The sequence below is a fragment of the Micromonospora sp. H33 genome (assembly GCF_052068455.1).
Taxonomy (GTDB): domain Bacteria; phylum Actinomycetota; class Actinomycetes; order Mycobacteriales; family Micromonosporaceae; genus Micromonospora.
Window position 1 is genome coordinate 1 of sequence record NZ_JBQHDE010000003.1, and the last position, 14834, is coordinate 14834.

The following is a 14834-nucleotide window of genomic DNA, read 5'->3' on the forward strand; positions in this document are numbered from 1 at the left end:
ACCGACGCCAAGGCCGACGACAAGCAGACCGACAAGCTGCGCGAGGACGTCGTGCGCACCGTCGACGACGGCCGCGCGCTGGTGGCGAACATCGCCGGCACCGCCACCGACACCGACGGCGGGGTGCACTCCTTCGAGGGCGGCCACTACATCTCCGTCACCGGCTACCGCGACAGCGGCCACCAGGTGAAGATCGCCGACAGCGCCGACCCCAACCAGGCCGAGTACTGGATGACCACCGAGGCGCTCGCCGACTGGATCGCCACCCGCGGCTACAGCACCTCCTGACACACCGACACAGCCGAAAGGGCCGGCCCCCACCCGGGGGCCGGCCCTTTCGTCATGCCCACGTACACCGGCCGAACCGCTCGCCGGGACATATGGCTGTGGCAATCCGGGGCAGTCGCCGTAGGAAGGCGCTGACGGGTCAGGGGACCGGGACCGGTGGACCGTCGCCGGCCAGGCGGAAGGACGCTTCGCCGACCGGCTCGACGAGACCGTCGTCCACCAGTCCGGCCAGGGCTCGCGACCGCTGGACGTCGTCGGCCCACACCTGGTCCAGGCGCTGCCGGGGGACCGGCGCGGTCGCTTCGCGCAGCACGCCGAGCAGCAGTCCGCGTACCTGACGGTCGGTGCCGGCGTACCGCTGCGGCCGCCGGGTGGGGCCGGTGGGCGCCTCCTGGCCGGAGGCGCGCCAGGCGCAGACCGACTCGACCGGGCAGGTCGCGCAGCGCGGCGACCGGGCGGTGCAGACCACCGCCCCCAGCTCCATGAAGGCGGCGCTGGCCAGCGCGGCGGCGGCCGGCTCCACGGGGAGCAGCTCCTCGGTCGCGACCAGGTCGGCAGGGCGGGTGGCCGGGCCGGCGTCCGGCTCACCGGCGACCGCCCGGCAGACCACGCGCCGTACGTTGGTGTCCACCACCGGGTGCCGTTGCCCGTACGCGAACGCGGCCACCGCCCGCGCCGTGTACGTGCCGACGCCCGGCAGCGCCAGCAACTGCTCCAACCGATCCGGTACCCGCCCGCCGTGCCGCTCGACGATCGCCACCGCGCACTCGCGCAGCCGGACCGCCCGCCGCGGGTAGCCGAGGCGCCCCCACATGCGGATCGCCTCCGCCGGAGTGTCCGCCGCCAGGTCGGCCGGCTCGGGCCAGCGCGCCAGCCACGCCTCCCACGCGGGCACCACCCGGACGACCGGGGTCTGCTGAAGCATCACCTCGCTGACCAGGATCGCCCACGGGCCGACCCCGGGCCGGCGCCACGGCAGGTCCCGGGCGTTGCGCGCGTACCACCGGCTGACCAGGGTGGCGAAGGTCGGTTCAGTCATCGCGTCGCCGATGATGTCACGGCCGAGGCGCTGTCCCGCTGACTGGGCGACCCGTACCGGGCCCGCGACGCGCTCTGCCGCCGGTCGGGGACAATGCCGGGATGAACGAGCTCGCCATCACCGTCATCGGCCGGGACCGACCGGGCATCGTGGCCGACGTCGCCGAGGTGCTCGCCCGGCTCGGCGCGAACCTCACCGACAGCACGATGACCCGGCTGCGGGGGCACTTCGCGATGACCCTGATCTGCGTGGGCCCGGCCGCGGCCGACGTCGAGGCCGCCCTGGCGCCGCTCGCCGCCGACGGCCAGCTCCTCGCGACCGTACGCGCGGTGACTCCGGACGGCGAGTCGGCGCGGACCGGCGAGCCGTACGTGATGGCGGTGCACGGCGCGGACCGGATGGGCATCGTGGCGGCGATGACCCGGGTGCTCGCCGACGCGGGAGGCAACGTCACCGACCTGAGCACCCGGCTGGCCGGGTCGCTCTACGTCGTCGTCGCCGAGGTGGATCTGCCGCCGGGCACGGCCGAGAAGGTGGCGGCCCGGCTGGCGTCGACCGCCGCCGACCTGGGCGTCGACGTCACCCTCCGGCCGGCCGATCCGGACGTGCTGTGAACGGCGAGGAGTACGCGGGCCTGGGTGACTGGACGCCCGAGGACCTGGGTGTGCCGGGGGAGGTGCGGCCCGTGGTGTCCGCGCCGGCCACGGTGCTGAGCCGGGCCGGCGGCGAGGTGGACCCGACCGCCGAGGAGACCGTACGCCTCGCGGCCGACCTGGTCGCCACCATGCGGGTGTCGCCGGGCTGCGTCGGCTTGGCCGCCCCGCAGATCGGGGTCGGTGCCCAGGTCTTCGCGGTGGACGTCACCGGCCACCCGAAGGCCGCCACCGTGCACGGCACCTTCGTGCTGTGCAACGCGACGGTGGTGGAGGCCAGTCGCTGGAAGGTCGGCCGGGAGGGGTGCATGTCCGTGCCCGACCTGACCGGCGACGTGAAGCGGGCCGGTCGGCTGGTGGTGGAGGGCGCGCTGCCGGGGACCGGCAAGGTCGTCCGGCTGGTCACCGACGCGTTCGAGGCGCGGGCGCTCCAGCACGAGATCGACCACTGCGGCGGGCTGCTGTTCCTCGACCGGGTGGCCGGTGCGCACGCCATCTACCAACGGAAGGTCTACCTCTGACGGTGCATCGGAACACGGTCGGCTGTCCTGAGTGGAGGCTCCTCCCATGAGCTGTCGACGGCTCGGCGCGTCGCGGCGGCGAGCGGTGCGGTGCGCCGCTACCGTGGGGGCATCATGCGTCTGACGGTCGGCCCCCTGCCCCCCACCGTGTACTGGCGGCGTCGCGCCGTCGTACTCGGAGCGGTGCTCCTCCTCCTGATTGTCGTGCTCTACTCGTGCAGCGGCTCGGACGACCGCTCCGGCCGGTCGGGCGGGAGTGGGGCGCAGTCGACGTCGGGCGCGACCTCGCCCGGTGCGACACCCGAGCCCAGCGGCTCGGTGCTGACCCCGCAGACCGGCACGCCCCCGCCGACGGGCGGCACCGGCCCGTCGGGCGCGAACCCGTCGTCCGGCGCGACCACCACGAACGGCCCGGTACCGGTCAACCCCGTCGTTGACGACGGCACCTGCACCGACGCGGAGATCGCCGTGACCGCCGTCGCGCGGCCGGCGACCGTGGTCCGCGGCGCGACCGTGGACCTGCAGTTGAAGATCAGGAACAGCTCGAACCGGACGTGCAGCCGGGACGTCGGCGCGGACGTGCAGGAACTGTTCATCAAGTCGGGTGCCGAGAAGATCTGGTCCTCCGACACGTGCGGCAGCGGCAAGGGCTCGGACGTCCAGTCGTTCACGCCGAACTTCGAGCGTTCCTACCAACTGGGCTGGAACGGCCGGGACACCACCCGCTGCGCCGACGGCGTGGCCGCCGGCCCCAACCCGCCGGCCGGCACCTACCAGGTCTTCGCGCGGGTCGGCACGAAGCTCAGCGAGCCGGTGCGGCTCACCATCACCGCCTAGACGTAGCGTTCCAGGATCGAGGCCTCGGCGAGCCGGGAGAGACCCTCCCGTACGCCCCGGGCGCGGGCGTCGCCGACGCCATCGACGGCCTGCAGGTCCTCCACGGTGGCGCCGAGCAGCCGCTGGAGGCTGCCGAAGTGCACCACCAGCCGGTCGACGATCGCCACCGGCAGCCGCGGCACCTTGGCCAGCAGCCGGAACCCCCGGGGGCTGACGGCGGCGTCCAGCGCGTCCGAGGCGGCGGGGTAGCCGATCGCCTTGGCGACCGCGACCAGGTCGATCAGCTCGGTGGCGCTGAGCAGGTCGAGCTCGACCAGCGCCTCGTCGAGGGTGCGCGACTTGCGCCCGGCGGGCAGGTAGTCCCGGATGACCAGGGTGCGGTCGGCGTCCACGCCGGCCATCAGCTCGTCGAGCTGGAGAGCGAGGAGCCGGCCGTCGGTGCCCAGCTCGACCACGTACCCGGCGATCTCGTCGGCGATCCGGCGGACCATCTCCAGCCGCTGCACGACAGCGACCGCGTCCCGGACGGTGACCAGATCCTCGATCTCCAGGGCGGAGAGCGTGCCGGAGACCTCGTCCAGGCGCAGCTTGTACCGCTCGAGGGTGGCGAGGGCCTGGTTGGCCCGGGACAGGATCGCGGCCGAATCGTCCAGCACGTGCCGCTGGCCGTTGACGTAGAGGCTGATGATCCGCATGGACTGGCTCACCGAGATGACCGGGTATCCGGTCTGGTGGGCGACCCGCTCGGCCGTGCGGTGGCGGGTGCCGGACTCCTCGGTGGGGATGGACGGGTCGGGCATGAGGTGCACCGCTGCCCGGACGATCCGGGTGCCGTCGCTGGAGAGCACTACCGCGCCGTCCATCTTGCACAGCTCCCGGACCCGGGTGGCGGAGAACTCCACGTCGAGCGGGAAGCCGCCGGTGCACAGGCTCTCGACGACCTTGTCGTACCCGAGGACGATCAGGGCGCCGGTGCGGCCGCGCAGGATCCGCTCCAAGCCGTCGCGCAGGGCGGTGCCCGGCGCCATCAGGGCGAGGTTGGCCCGCAGCGGGTCGCCGGCGGCGCCGCCGGTCACGTTGACGCTGATCGGACGGGCGGGCGAACCCACGGCGCCGGTGCGGGCGTGGGGGGTCGCGACGGCAGGCTTGGTGGTGTCGCGGTCGATCGGCACGGGCAACAGTCTACGGACTGCCCTGCGGTGGGTGCTGTCGTGGTTACTGTGATGTGTCGCGATGCCGGCCTCCGCCCCGACCGCCCGGCCTGCCCGGTCGATCCGGTATCGCCCTCGATGCCCGAACCGGTCACTCCACGGACGCCCGCGCGACGGCCTGGAGGGCCGCCCGGACGTCGGTGACCTCGATCACGCGCATCTGCTCGGCCCGGACGCCGGTGCTCTCCGGCCCGCAACCAGGCGGCACGAGCGCCAGGCGGAACCCGAGCCGGGCCGCCTCGGCCAGCCGGCGTGGCACCGCGCCGATCCGCCGCACCTCGCCGGTGAGCCCGACCTCGCCGATGGCCACCAGGTGCGGGGCGATGGCCAGGTTCAGCCCGCCGGAGGCGACGGCCAGGGCGACGGCCAGGTCGGCGGCGGGCTCGACCACCCGGATGCCGCCGACGGTGGCCGCGAAGACCTCCCGGTCGTGCAGGGTCAGCCGCTCGGTGCGCCGCTGGAGCACGGCCAGCACCATGGCGAGCCGGGCCGAGTCGAGCCCCGAGACCGTACGCCTCGGCGAGCCCGCTACCGTCGCCCCGATCAGTGCCTGGACCTCGGTGACCAGGGCCCGCCGCCCCTCCATCGCCACCGTCACGCAGGTGCCCGGCACCGGCTCCGAGTAGCGCGTCAGGAACAGCCCGGACGGGTCGGCGAGGCTGCTGATGCCGCCCTCGTGCATCTCGAAGCAGCCGACCTCGTCCGCCGCGCCGAACCGGTTCTTCACGCCGCGCACCATCCGCAGCGACGAGTGCTTGTCGCCCTCGAAGTGCAGCACCACGTCGACCAGGTGCTCCAGCACACGAGGGCCGGCGACCTGGCCGTCCTTGGTGACGTGACCCACCAGCACGGTGGCGATGCCGCGCTCCTTCGCCACCGCGACCAGAGCCGCGGTGACGGCGCGGACCTGGGTCACCCCGCCCGGCACGCCCTCGGTGCCGGTGGTGGAGATGGTCTGCACCGAGTCGAGCACCAGCAGGCCCGGCTTGACCGCGTCGAGGTGGCCGAGCACCGCGGCGAGGTCACTCTCGGCGGCCAGGTAGAGCTGGTCGTGCAGGGCGCCCATGCGCTCGGCGCGCAGCCGGACCTGGCTGACCGACTCCTCGCCGCTGACCACCAGCGAGGGGCTGCCCCCGCCGGCCGCCCACTGCTGCGCCACGTCGAGCAGCAGGGTCGACTTGCCGACGCCGGGCTCCCCGGCGAGCAGCACCACCGCGCCGGGGACCAGACCGCCGCCGAGCACGCGGTCGAGCTCGCTGACGCCGGTGGGGCGGGCCCGGGCGGGCGCCGCGCTGATCGTCGCGATGGGGCGGGCCGGCTCGGCCGGCATCCGGGAGCTGACCACCCGGCCGGAGACCGTCGGGCCGGTGAGCGTGCACTCGACCACCGAGCCCCACTCGCCGCACTCCGGGCAGCGCCCCACCCACTTGGGCGGCTGGTGCCCGCAGGCGTCGCACTCGTACGCCGGGCGGGGTTCGCGGGCGCCGGCACGGCCGCGCCCGCCCGCCGTGCCGGCGCGCGGGGAGGTGGATCGTGAGGTGGTCACACCGGGACGTTAGCCCCCGCGTACGACGAAAACACCGCCGGCGTGGTGGTGTTCACCAACGCCGACGGTGCCGTGGTTCGCGTGGGTCAGTGCTCGGCGCCGCCCTCGCCGCCGGGGCCGTGCCCGCCCTCTTCCTGGCCCTCGTAGCCGCCCTCACGCTCGATGATCGGCGACGGGGGCGCGGCCGGGGTGAGCGGCACCGCGACCGGGGCCGGGCCGGTGACGGTGTTGCCGTTGCCGAAGTCGAAGGTCACGAAGACGTTCTGGCCGGAGCGCAGCGACTCCTCCAGGCCGATCAGCTGGAGGACCTGCCGACCCTCGGTGTTGAGCTGCACGTAGCTCAGCGGCGGAATCTCGATCCGGGCCGGCTGCGCGGCCGGCGCGGACGGCGACGGGCTCTCCGACGGCGACTCGTTCGGCGTGGGCGACCCGGTGGCCCCGGTCGTCGCACCGGCGCCGGTGATGACGACCTCGCGGGCGTCGTCGGTGGTGACCGTCACCGTGACCGGATTCGGGGAGTCGTTGTAGATCACCGCGTTCAGGACGGCGTTCGCCCCGGCCTTGTAACCCTCGACACCCGGGAACGCGACCAGCAGGCCGCGGACCGCGTACGCACCGTTCTTGGTCTGGAGGTTCACGCCCTGGACCGACGGCTCCTTGTTGGCGGTCTCGGCGACCTGGCCAGCGCCGCACCCGGACAGCAGCAGTCCGGTCGCCGCCGCCACCCCGGACAGCAGCAGGGCCGCCCGCCGGGAACCCCTGATCGAGCGCGTCACGTCGGTCCTCCTCGTCACGATCCCGCCCGGCCATACCCGGGCACGGTGGCCATGCCCGCGCAGACCGCGCTCCAGGGTAGTTGGGGTGGATCGAGGGCCGCACGCCGACCCGGGGATGCCACCTCCCGGGGTGGTCCTCAGAGCACCCGACCGCTGGTGACCAGCAGAACGACGTCGATGAGGGCGATCACCATCACCGCCCGGAAGTCCGCCACCGGCCGCGCCCGACTGGCCGTGCGTCCGCCGTACCACGTCAGGGGCGGCACCACGACGGCGGCGGCCACCGCGGCGAGCCCGACCGCCGACGGCGGCCCGGGCGGCCCGAGGACCAGCGTGGCGGTCGCGGCGAGCAGCAGCCCGGCGGCGGCCGCCCGGCTGCCGGCGGAACCGAGGCGGTGCGGCAGCCCGCGCACGCCGGTGCGGGCGTCGTCGGCGAGGTCGGGCAGCACGTTGGCGAAGTGCGCGCCCGCGCCGAGCAGGGCCGCGGCGGCGACCAGCCAGACCGGCGGCGCCGGCGCGCCGGGCAGCGCGAGCACGACGAAGGCCGGCAGCGACCCGAACGAGAGCGCGTAGGGCAGCACCGACAGCGGCGAGGACTTCAGCGGCCAGTCGTAGAGCAGCGCGGAGAGCAGGCCGGCGGTGGCCACGAGCGCGGCGGTGGGGTTCGTCGCCAGCGCGAGCAGCGGCGTGGCGAGCGCGGCCACCACGGCGGCCCGGGCCGTGGCGCGCCGGCTCACCGCGCCGGCGGCGACCGGCTTGTCGGTACGCCCCACCGCGGCGTCCCGCTCCGCGTCGAGCGCGTCGTTGGCCCAGCCGACGGCGAGCTGACTCGCGGCGACGGTCAGCACGACGGCGACGACGCCGGACGGCCGGTGCCCGACGCCCCAGGCGAGCAGGCCGGCGACGGTGGTGACCGCGGCGGCCGGCTCCGGATGGCTCGCCCTGAGCAGGGCCAGCGTCGGCATTAGCACTGTCGACGGCATGAGGGAAGTCTGGTCGTTACCGGGCAGTCGTGCCACGCTCGTGTCCATGCGAGACGCGGGCCGCACCCTGCCGCGCAACGATCCGCGCCAGTACGACGACCTGGCCGGCGAGTGGTGGCGGCCGGACGGCGCGTTCGCGATGCTGCACTGGCTGGCCGAGGCCCGCGCGGCGCTCGTGCCGGCGGCGTCCCGCCCCGACGCCCTCCTGGTCGACCTCGGCTGCGGCGCCGGGCTGCTGGCCCCCCACCTGGCCGGCAAGGGTTACCGGCACGTCGGTGTGGACCTGACCTTCTCAGCCCTGGAACAGGCCGCGGCGCACGGCGTGACCGTCGTCAACGGCGACGCCACCGCCGTCCCGCTCGCGGACGGCTGCGCCGACGTGGTCGCCGCGGGTGAGCTGCTGGAGCACGTGCCGGACTGGCGGCGGGCGGTGGCCGAGGCCTGCCGCCTGCTCCGCCCCGGTGGGCTGCTCGTCCTCGACACCCTGAACGACACCGCGTTGAGCCGCCTGCTCGCCGTCCACATCGCCGAGCGGCTGCCCACCGTGCCCCGCGGCATCCACGATCCACGGTTGTTCGTGGACGCCCGCGCACTGGTCGCCGAATGCGCCCGGCACGGCGTGGAGCTGCGGCTGCGCGGTGTCCGGCCGCAGCTGACCGGCCTGCTCGCCTGGCTGGCCCGGCGGGTGCGCGGCGCCGCCGGCCCGGCAGGGCCGCCGCCGCGCATCGTGCCGACCTGGTCGACCGCCGTCCTCTACCAGGGCCGGGGGGTCCGAAGGGGATAGCGGAACCGGCGCGGGGGTACACGTACGCGGAGAAGGGGGTTCCATGACGCTGCAGGCTGTGGAGGCGGCCCGCCGGTTGGCGCCGCGATTCGCCGCCCGGGCGGCCGGGCACGACCGGGACGGCTCGTTCCCGGCCGACGACTTCCGGGACCTGCGGGAGGCGGGCCTGTTCGGCCTCATGGTCCCCCGCGAGCTGGGCGGCCTGGGGGCCACCTTCGCCGAGTACGCGGCCGTCGCCACCGAGCTGGCCCGGGGCAACGGCGCGACCGCCCTGGTGTTCAACATGCACGCCTCGGTGACCGGCGCGCTGGGCGCGGTGACCGAGGAGCTGGCCGAGGCGCTCGGCGTACCGGAGGAGGCGCTCGCGGCGCGGGACCGGCTGCTGCGCGCGGCGGCCGAGGGTGCCTGGTACGCGGTCGCGATGAGCGAACGCGGCGCGGGCGCCCGGCTCTCGCAGCTCAGCACTGTCTACGAGCCGGTCGACGGGGGCTGGCGCATCAAGGGCAGCAAGACGTTCTGCTCGGGTGCCGGCCATGCCGACGGCTACCTGGTGGCGGCTCGCGGCGCCGCCGACCCGTCGGTGGTCTCCCAGTTCCTGGTGCCGGCCGGCGACGGACTGACCGTCGAGGAGACGTGGGACTCGCTCGGCATGCGGGCCACCTCCTCGCACGACCTGCACCTGGACGTCACCGTGCCGGCCGACCGGCTGCTCGGCGGCGTGGAGGGGCTGGCCCTGGTCGTCGCGCAGCTGATGCCGCACTGGCTGGTCGCGAGCTACGCCGCCGTGTACGTGGGGGTCGCCCGGGCGGCGATCGACGCGGCCGCCGAGCACCTCAACGCCCGCAACCTCGCCGGCCTGCCTGCGGTCCGGGCGCGGTTGGGCCGCGCCGACGCGGCGGTGGCGGCGGCCGGCCTGGTGGTCGCCGAGGCGGCCCGCCGGGTCGACGAGGCACCCGGCGACGCCGAGACCAACCGCTGGGTGTGGCGGGCCAAGCTGCTGGCGGGCACCACGGCGGCCGAGGTGGCGGCCTCGGTGCTGGAGGCGGCCGGGACGTCCGCGACCCGCCGGGGGCATCCGTTGGAGCGGCTGTACCGGGACGCGCGCTGCGGCTCGCTGCACCCCGCGACGTCCGATGTCTGCGCGGACTGGCTCGGCATCGCGGCGCTGGGCGGCGACCCGGACCGCGACGGGTCGGCCCCTCGTTGGTGAACGTGCAGGGGAATCACGACGAGAGGTGGGCATCGTGGCCGTGCCAGTGATCGCGGGTATCGGTACGGCGCACCCGCCCTCGGCCGACCAGGCCGAGCTGTGGGAGGACTTCTTCGCGAAGCACTTCTCCGGCACCACGCGGGCGCTGGCCCAGCGCATCTTCGCGAACTCCGGCGTGAGCCGCCGCCAGGCCGCGGTCAACCCGCTGCTGGAGGACGTCTCCGACTGGCCGACCGAGCGGCGCATGCGCCGCTACCAGGTGGAGGCCCTGCCGCTGGGCAAGGAGGCGGTGGGCCGTGCGCTGACCGCCGCCGGCCTGGCCGCCCACGACGTCGGGCTCTTCGTGGTCTGTTCCTGCACCGGGTACGCCACCCCGGGGCTGGACATCCTGCTCGCCCGGGACCTGGGCATGGCCCCCGGCACCCAGCGCATGTTCGTCGGCCACATGGGCTGCTACGCCGCGCTGCCCGGGCTCGGCGCGGCGAGCGACTTCGTGACCGCCCGGGGCCGGCCCGCGCTGCTGCTCTGCGCCGAGCTGACCAGCCTGCACATCCAGCCCTCCACGGCCCGGGTGGACACCCAGCAGATCGTCTCGCACGCGCTCTTCTCGGACGCCGCCGTCGCCGTCGTGGTGATGCCGGGCGGTCCGGGGTACGCGCTGCGCGAGGTCACCTCGGTCACCGACACGTCGACCGCCGACCACATGACGTGGGACGTCACCGACACGGGCTTCCGGATGGGGCTGTCGCCGAAGGTGCCGCAGGTGCTCTCCACGCACGTCCGGGGGCTGGTCGACGACCTGCTCGCCCGGCACGGCACGACGATGTCCGGGGTGGACGGCTGGGCGGTCCACCCGGGCGGCCCGCGCATCCTCAACGTGGTGGAGCGGGAGCTGGCCCTGTCGCCGGACGGGATGGCCGCCTCACGGGCCACGCTGGACGCGCACGGCAACTGCTCCTCGCCGACGGTGCTGCTGATCCTGGACCGGCTGCGCCGGGCCGTCGTACCGCCCCGGCGGGTGGTGATGCTGGCGTTCGGCCCGGGCCTCACCCTGTACGCGGCACTGCTCGAAGAGCAGGGCTGACCGGGCCGCGCTGCCCTCGGCGCATGGGCGCCGGGGCGGCGGACCGGTCGCGGGCGACGGGCGCGGATCAGCCCGCCAGGCGGGCCAGCTCGGGCTGGTAGTCCCCGGTCGAGCGGACCTCGGGGACCACCTTGACCATGGTCCCCGAGCGGTCCACCAGCAGTGCGGTGGCCGCCCCGGTGCGGGCCGGCAGGTGCAGGAAGGCGCGCAGCCCGCCGGCGGGGTCGGCGAGCGCACGGACCGTCTTCCCGGCGGGCGGGGGAGGGACCCGGACGGCCGGGTCGGCGTCGACGGTGACCACGGTGACACCGGGCGGCGCAACGGAGGCGGCGCCGGCCATCTCGGCCGCGCAGGCGCACCCGTCGACCAGGACGATGAGCGCCGGCAGCAGCCCGCGCAGCGGCACCGGCTGCCCGTCGTCGACCAGGTCGAGTGCGGGCAGCGGCCGCCCGGTCAGCCCGGCCGGCGGCGCGTACGGGGCCGGCGTCGACACCGACGGCGTCGAGCGGGTGGAGCGGGGCCAGGTGACGGCGACCAGGCCGGCCACGGTGGTGACCACGGCCACCAGGAGCACCAGCAGCGGCAACGCGAGCGGTGGTACGGGCCGGGGTGCGTCACCCTGCGCCTGTCGGCGCAGCTCTCGGCGGACCTCTTCGGCCTCGGCGGCCAGTGCCGAGGCGTCGTCCGGCACGACCACCCGGCCCCACTCCGGCGGCAGGTCGGGCAGTCCGGGGCCGTCTGCGTCGGGCTTGCCCATCAGACCCCCTGGAATTGTCTCGGTGAGCCTGCGGCGGGCTCCCTTCCAGCGTCCCCCACCGGGCCTCCTGCCGCTACACCTGGGCGCGTACCGGCGCCGCGGGATACCATGAGGCTGAGCGCATGCCCTTGATCTCGGGTTTCCGTCATCCGTACCGGGACGTCACGTGATCGTCACGGAGTGTGTTCGATTCTTCGGTCTGGCGGCCTGTCAAGCTGAAGAAATCCCTCTCACAGGGCCCCTGAGCTGCGCCAACGGTCAGGACAGCGGTGAGACATCGGTGTCTGAGCGTGTTACCCTAGACACAGCGAAAGGGGTTTCGAACCTATGGTTTTCAGTGTCGGCGAGACCGTTGTTTACCCCCACCACGGGGCCGCACTCATCGAGGCAATCGAGACTCGGGTCATCAAGGGCGAGGAAAAGCAGTACCTCGTTCTGAGGGTCGCGCAGGGTGACCTCACGGTCCGGGTGCCCGCTGAGAACGCCGAGATCGTGGGTGTGCGCGAGGTGGTGGGCGAAGAGGGCCTCGGAAAGGTCTTCGACGTTCTCCGGGCTCCGCACACCGAGGAGCCGACCAACTGGTCGCGGCGTTACAAGGCGAATCTGGAGAAGCTGGCCTCCGGCAACCCGCTGAAGGTGGCCGAGGTCGTCCGCGACCTGTGGCGCCGGGAGCGGGAGCGGGGGCTGTCCGCGGGCGAGAAGCGCATGCTCGCCAAGGCCCGCGACATTCTCGTCGGCGAGGTCGCGCTGGCCGAGAAGAGCACCAAGGACGAGGCGGAGACGCTGCTCGACAAGGTGCTGACCGAAGCCTGATCCGCACCCCATCGTCCTACCCGATTCGCAGCGAAGAAACCACCGAGGACCGCGACGTGACCGCGCAGCTCAATCCGCGCGGTGACGTCGCGGTCCTCGTGCCTGCGGCCGGTGCCGGGGTGCGGCTGGGCCCCGGCCGGCCGAAGGCGCTGCGCCTGTTGGGCGGCGAGCCGCTGCTGGTGCACGCGGTCCGCCGGCTGGCCGCCGCGGTCTCCGTGCACACCATCGTGGTGGCGGCACCGGCGAGCGAGCTGGACGCGGTCCGCGAGCTGCTGGCCCCGGTGGCGCCGGTGACCGTGGTGCCCGGTGGTGCCGAACGGCAGGCGTCGGTCGCCGCCGCACTCGCCGCGGTGCCCGCCGGCCCGGAGATCGTCCTGGTGCACGACGCGGCCCGGGCGCTCACCCCTCCCGACCTGGTGGAAGCCGTCGCGGCGGCGGTCCGGGCCGGTCACGACGCGGTCATCCCCGTCCTGCCGGTGGTCGACACGATCAAGGAGGTCGGGGCCGGCGAGCTGGTCCTCGGCACGGTCGACCGCGCCGCTCTGCGTGCGGTGCAGACCCCGCAGGGCTTCCGCCGGGCGGTGCTGGCCGCCGCGCACGCCGCCGCCACCGACCCGCTCACCGACGACGCGGGCCTGGTCGAGAAGCTGGGCGTCCCGGTGGTGTGCGTACCCGGCTCGGAGTACGCGTTGAAGATCACCCGCCCGTTCGACCTGGCCCTGGCCGAGCACCTGCTGGCCACCGGCGCCTGACGCGTACCCTCGGGTCATGATCGTTCCGCGGGTGGCCATCGGCACGGACGTGCACGCCTTCGAGGCCGGTCGGCCCTGCTGGGTGGCCGGCCTGCACTGGCCCGACCAGGACGGCCTGGCCGGGCACTCGGACGCCGACGTGGCCGCGCACGCCGCCTGCAACGCGCTGCTCTCCGCCGCCGGCCTCGGCGACCTGGGCTCGAACTTCGGGGTCGGGCAGCCGGAGTGGGCCGGCGCCTCCGGCGTGGCACTGCTCGCCGAGAGCGCCCGCCGGGTGCGGGCGGCCGGGTTCGCGATCGGGAACGTCTCGGTGCAGGTGATCGGAAACCGTCCCAAGATCGGTCCGCGGCGGGACGAGGCGCAGCGGGTGCTGTCGGAGGCGGTGGGCGCCCCGGTCAGCGTGTCCGCCGCCACCACCGACGGGCTCGGCTTTCCCGGACGCGGCGAGGGCCTGACCGGCATCGCGGTGGCCCTGGTGTACGAGGCTCCGGCCGCCTAGGCTCGCCGCGATGTCCAGCGACGCCACCTCCGACCGTTCCGCCGCCGACGGCTACGTCCAGCGTGCCCAGCTCCTCGCGGAGCTCGGCCGGTACGACGAGGCCGCCGCCGAGCTGGGCTACGCGGTCGCGCTCGAACCCGCCAACGCCGCAGTGCTGACCGCCCTGTCCCGGGTGCACCTCGCCGCCGGTCGGCCCGCCGACGCGCGTACCGCCGCCGACGGCGCCGTCGCCGCGGCCCCCGACTGGGTCCCCGCCCTCGTCGCCCGGGCAATGGCGCTCGCCGACCTCGAGGAGTACGCGGAGGCGGCCCGGACCGGCGACCGCATCCTCGCGCTCGGCCCGGACGACGCGTACGCGCAGCGCAGCGCGGCCGCGATCCTGGCCGGCTCGCGCAACGGCCAGCCGGCACTGAACGCGGCGTGGCGCGGGGTGGAGCTGGCCCCCGAGGAGCCGGAGGCGCACCTCGTCCTCGGCCTGGTCGCGGCGAACATGCAGCTGTACGACCTGGCCGAGCGGGCGTACACCGAGGCGCTGCGGCTCGACCCGCAGCTGGCCGAGGCGCGGCACGACATCGGCGTGCTTCGGCTGGAGCAGCGCCGCTGGAGCGAGGCGCTGGAACACCTCGCCGAGGCCGCCGCGATGAGCCCGGGCCGGATCGACTCGGGCCGGACGATCTCCGTCGGCCTGCGCCAGCTCGTCGTCTTCGGCGCCGGCTGGTCGATGATCGCGGCCGTGGTGCTCGCCTGCCTCGCCGTCGGCAGTGACGGCACGTCGCGCGTCGCGGCGGTGTTCGCGGCGCTCGGCGGGGCGCTGCTGGTGTGGCGGTACGCCGCGAAGCTGCCCGGCCTGGCCCGGACGATCCTGCCCGGCCTGCTGCGCTCCGACCGCACCCTGGCCCTGGCCGTGTACGCGGCGGCCGCCGCGCCGGTGCTGATCCTGCTCTACGCGCTGGTCGGCACGCCGTGGCCGCTGGTCCTGGCGATCGGCGTGGCGACCGTCGCCGAACTGACCGTGGTCGCCCGACCCGTCAGGTGACCCGGCGTCGGGCGGCACGTGTCAGGGGTGACCAGCGCCGCGTAG

The 14834-nt window shown here is 74.9% G+C and carries 17 protein-coding genes; 11 read left to right on the forward strand and 6 right to left on the reverse strand.

Going from position 1 to position 14834, the window contains the following annotated elements; all coding sequences use genetic code 11:
• Positions 1-288 (forward strand): C39 family peptidase (locus ACTMS0_RS09120; RefSeq protein WP_441154706.1); only part of this gene is annotated, 288 nt, incomplete at its 5' end.
• 139 nt (positions 289-427) lie between these two features.
• Here the strand turns inward: ACTMS0_RS09120 and ACTMS0_RS09125 are convergent.
• The gene (locus tag ACTMS0_RS09125) at positions 428-1327 is read right to left on the reverse strand and encodes an A/G-specific adenine glycosylase (RefSeq protein WP_441154707.1); all 900 of its coding nucleotides are present in this window, start codon (positions 1325-1327) and stop codon (positions 428-430) included.
• A 101-nt stretch (positions 1328-1428) separates the two neighbouring features.
• Between ACTMS0_RS09125 and ACTMS0_RS09130 the strand changes: the two genes are divergently transcribed.
• The 3 genes from ACTMS0_RS09130 (at position 1429) to ACTMS0_RS09140 (ending at position 3338) form a co-directional block, all read left to right on the forward strand.
• Positions 1429-1941, forward strand: a complete 513-nt coding sequence (locus ACTMS0_RS09130; protein WP_441154708.1) for a glycine cleavage system protein R — start codon at positions 1429-1431, stop codon at positions 1939-1941.
• Entirely contained in the window at positions 1938-2501 is a 564-nt protein-coding gene (locus ACTMS0_RS09135; RefSeq protein ID WP_441154709.1) for a peptide deformylase, read from the forward strand. The genes ACTMS0_RS09130 and ACTMS0_RS09135 overlap by 4 nt, the downstream gene beginning before the upstream one ends.
• Positions 2502-2615: 114 nt before the next feature.
• Positions 2616-3338, forward strand: a complete 723-nt coding sequence (locus tag ACTMS0_RS09140; RefSeq protein ID WP_441154710.1) for a hypothetical protein — start codon at positions 2616-2618, stop codon at positions 3336-3338.
• Here ACTMS0_RS09140 and disA read toward each other — a convergent pair.
• From disA to ACTMS0_RS09160, 4 genes are all read right to left on the reverse strand, one after another.
• Entirely contained in the window at positions 3335-4510 is a 1176-nt protein-coding gene (gene disA / locus ACTMS0_RS09145; protein ID WP_441154711.1) for a DNA integrity scanning diadenylate cyclase DisA, read from the reverse strand. The two genes, ACTMS0_RS09140 and disA, sit on opposite strands and share 4 nt — an antisense overlap.
• A gap of 130 nt (positions 4511-4640) precedes the next feature.
• Positions 4641-6095, reverse strand: a complete 1455-nt coding sequence (radA, locus tag ACTMS0_RS09150; RefSeq protein WP_441154712.1) for a DNA repair protein RadA — start codon at positions 6093-6095, stop codon at positions 4641-4643.
• 86 nt (positions 6096-6181) lie between these two features.
• Complete coding sequence (locus ACTMS0_RS09155) at positions 6182-6871, reverse strand: hypothetical protein (protein WP_441154713.1); 690 nt, start codon at positions 6869-6871, stop codon at positions 6182-6184.
• Positions 6872-7008: 137 nt separating this feature from the next.
• Positions 7009-7854, reverse strand: coding sequence for a UbiA family prenyltransferase (locus ACTMS0_RS09160; RefSeq protein WP_441154714.1), 846 nt, complete (start codon positions 7852-7854; stop codon positions 7009-7011).
• Between the two features lie 46 nt (positions 7855-7900).
• On the opposite strand from ACTMS0_RS09160, the gene ACTMS0_RS09165 reads away from it, so the two are divergent.
• From ACTMS0_RS09165 to ACTMS0_RS09175, 3 genes are read left to right on the forward strand one after another with little or no spacing between them, the layout of a single operon-like run.
• Positions 7901-8638 carry a methyltransferase domain-containing protein gene (locus tag ACTMS0_RS09165; RefSeq protein ID WP_441154715.1) on the forward strand — a complete coding sequence of 246 codons (738 nt, stop codon included), beginning with the start codon at positions 7901-7903 and terminating at the stop codon, positions 8636-8638.
• Between the two features lie 43 nt (positions 8639-8681).
• Complete coding sequence (locus ACTMS0_RS09170) at positions 8682-9848, forward strand: acyl-CoA dehydrogenase family protein (RefSeq protein ID WP_441154716.1); 1167 nt, start codon at positions 8682-8684, stop codon at positions 9846-9848.
• Positions 9849-9882: 34 nt separating this feature from the next.
• Positions 9883-10932, forward strand: a complete 1050-nt coding sequence (locus ACTMS0_RS09175; protein ID WP_441154717.1) for a type III polyketide synthase — start codon at positions 9883-9885, stop codon at positions 10930-10932.
• A gap of 67 nt (positions 10933-10999) precedes the next feature.
• Here the strand turns inward: ACTMS0_RS09175 and ACTMS0_RS09180 are convergent, their stop codons facing one another.
• Positions 11000-11689: a hypothetical protein gene (locus tag ACTMS0_RS09180; RefSeq protein WP_441154718.1), complete on the reverse strand. Its 690-nt coding sequence runs from the start codon at positions 11687-11689 to the stop codon at positions 11000-11002.
• 327 nt (positions 11690-12016) lie between these two features.
• Here ACTMS0_RS09180 and ACTMS0_RS09185 point away from each other — a divergent pair, with 327 nt between their 5' ends.
• Genes ACTMS0_RS09185 through ACTMS0_RS09200 form a run of 4 tightly spaced genes read left to right on the forward strand, consistent with a single transcriptional unit; the run spans position 12017 to position 14789 of the window.
• On the forward strand, positions 12017-12502 hold the full coding sequence (locus tag ACTMS0_RS09185) for a CarD family transcriptional regulator (RefSeq protein WP_012015454.1): 486 nt from the start codon (positions 12017-12019) through the stop codon (positions 12500-12502).
• A 56-nt stretch (positions 12503-12558) separates the two neighbouring features.
• Positions 12559-13254: a 2-C-methyl-D-erythritol 4-phosphate cytidylyltransferase gene (gene ispD / locus ACTMS0_RS09190; RefSeq protein ID WP_441154719.1), complete on the forward strand. Its 696-nt coding sequence runs from the start codon at positions 12559-12561 to the stop codon at positions 13252-13254.
• Between the two features lie 16 nt (positions 13255-13270).
• Positions 13271-13753, forward strand: a complete 483-nt coding sequence (ispF, locus tag ACTMS0_RS09195) for a 2-C-methyl-D-erythritol 2,4-cyclodiphosphate synthase (RefSeq protein ID WP_441154720.1) — start codon at positions 13271-13273, stop codon at positions 13751-13753.
• A 10-nt stretch (positions 13754-13763) separates the two neighbouring features.
• Positions 13764-14789 carry a tetratricopeptide repeat protein gene (locus tag ACTMS0_RS09200; RefSeq protein ID WP_441154721.1) on the forward strand — a complete coding sequence of 342 codons (1026 nt, stop codon included), beginning with the start codon at positions 13764-13766 and terminating at the stop codon, positions 14787-14789.
• Positions 14790-14834: the final 45 nt, after the last annotated feature.

Coding starts and splice junctions, on each gene's coding strand:
- ACTMS0_RS09200 (WP_441154721.1), top strand. CDS start 13,764: ATGTCCAGCGACGCCACCTCCGACCGTTCCGCCGCCGACGGCTACGTC.
- ACTMS0_RS09185 (WP_012015454.1), top strand. CDS start 12,017: ATGGTTTTCAGTGTCGGCGAGACCGTTGTTTACCCCCACCACGGGGCC.
- ACTMS0_RS09170 (WP_441154716.1), top strand. CDS start 8,682: ATGACGCTGCAGGCTGTGGAGGCGGCCCGCCGGTTGGCGCCGCGATTC.
- ispF (WP_441154720.1), top strand. CDS start 13,271: ATGATCGTTCCGCGGGTGGCCATCGGCACGGACGTGCACGCCTTCGAG.
- ACTMS0_RS09140 (WP_441154710.1), top strand. CDS start 2,616: ATGCGTCTGACGGTCGGCCCCCTGCCCCCCACCGTGTACTGGCGGCGT.
- ACTMS0_RS09180 (WP_441154718.1), bottom strand. CDS start 11,689: ATGGGCAAGCCCGACGCAGACGGCCCCGGACTGCCCGACCTGCCGCCG.
- ACTMS0_RS09160 (WP_441154714.1), bottom strand. CDS start 7,854: ATGCCGTCGACAGTGCTAATGCCGACGCTGGCCCTGCTCAGGGCGAGC.
- ACTMS0_RS09130 (WP_441154708.1), top strand. CDS start 1,429: ATGAACGAGCTCGCCATCACCGTCATCGGCCGGGACCGACCGGGCATC.
- ACTMS0_RS09165 (WP_441154715.1), top strand. CDS start 7,901: ATGCGAGACGCGGGCCGCACCCTGCCGCGCAACGATCCGCGCCAGTAC.
- ACTMS0_RS09125 (WP_441154707.1), bottom strand. CDS start 1,327: ATGACTGAACCGACCTTCGCCACCCTGGTCAGCCGGTGGTACGCGCGC.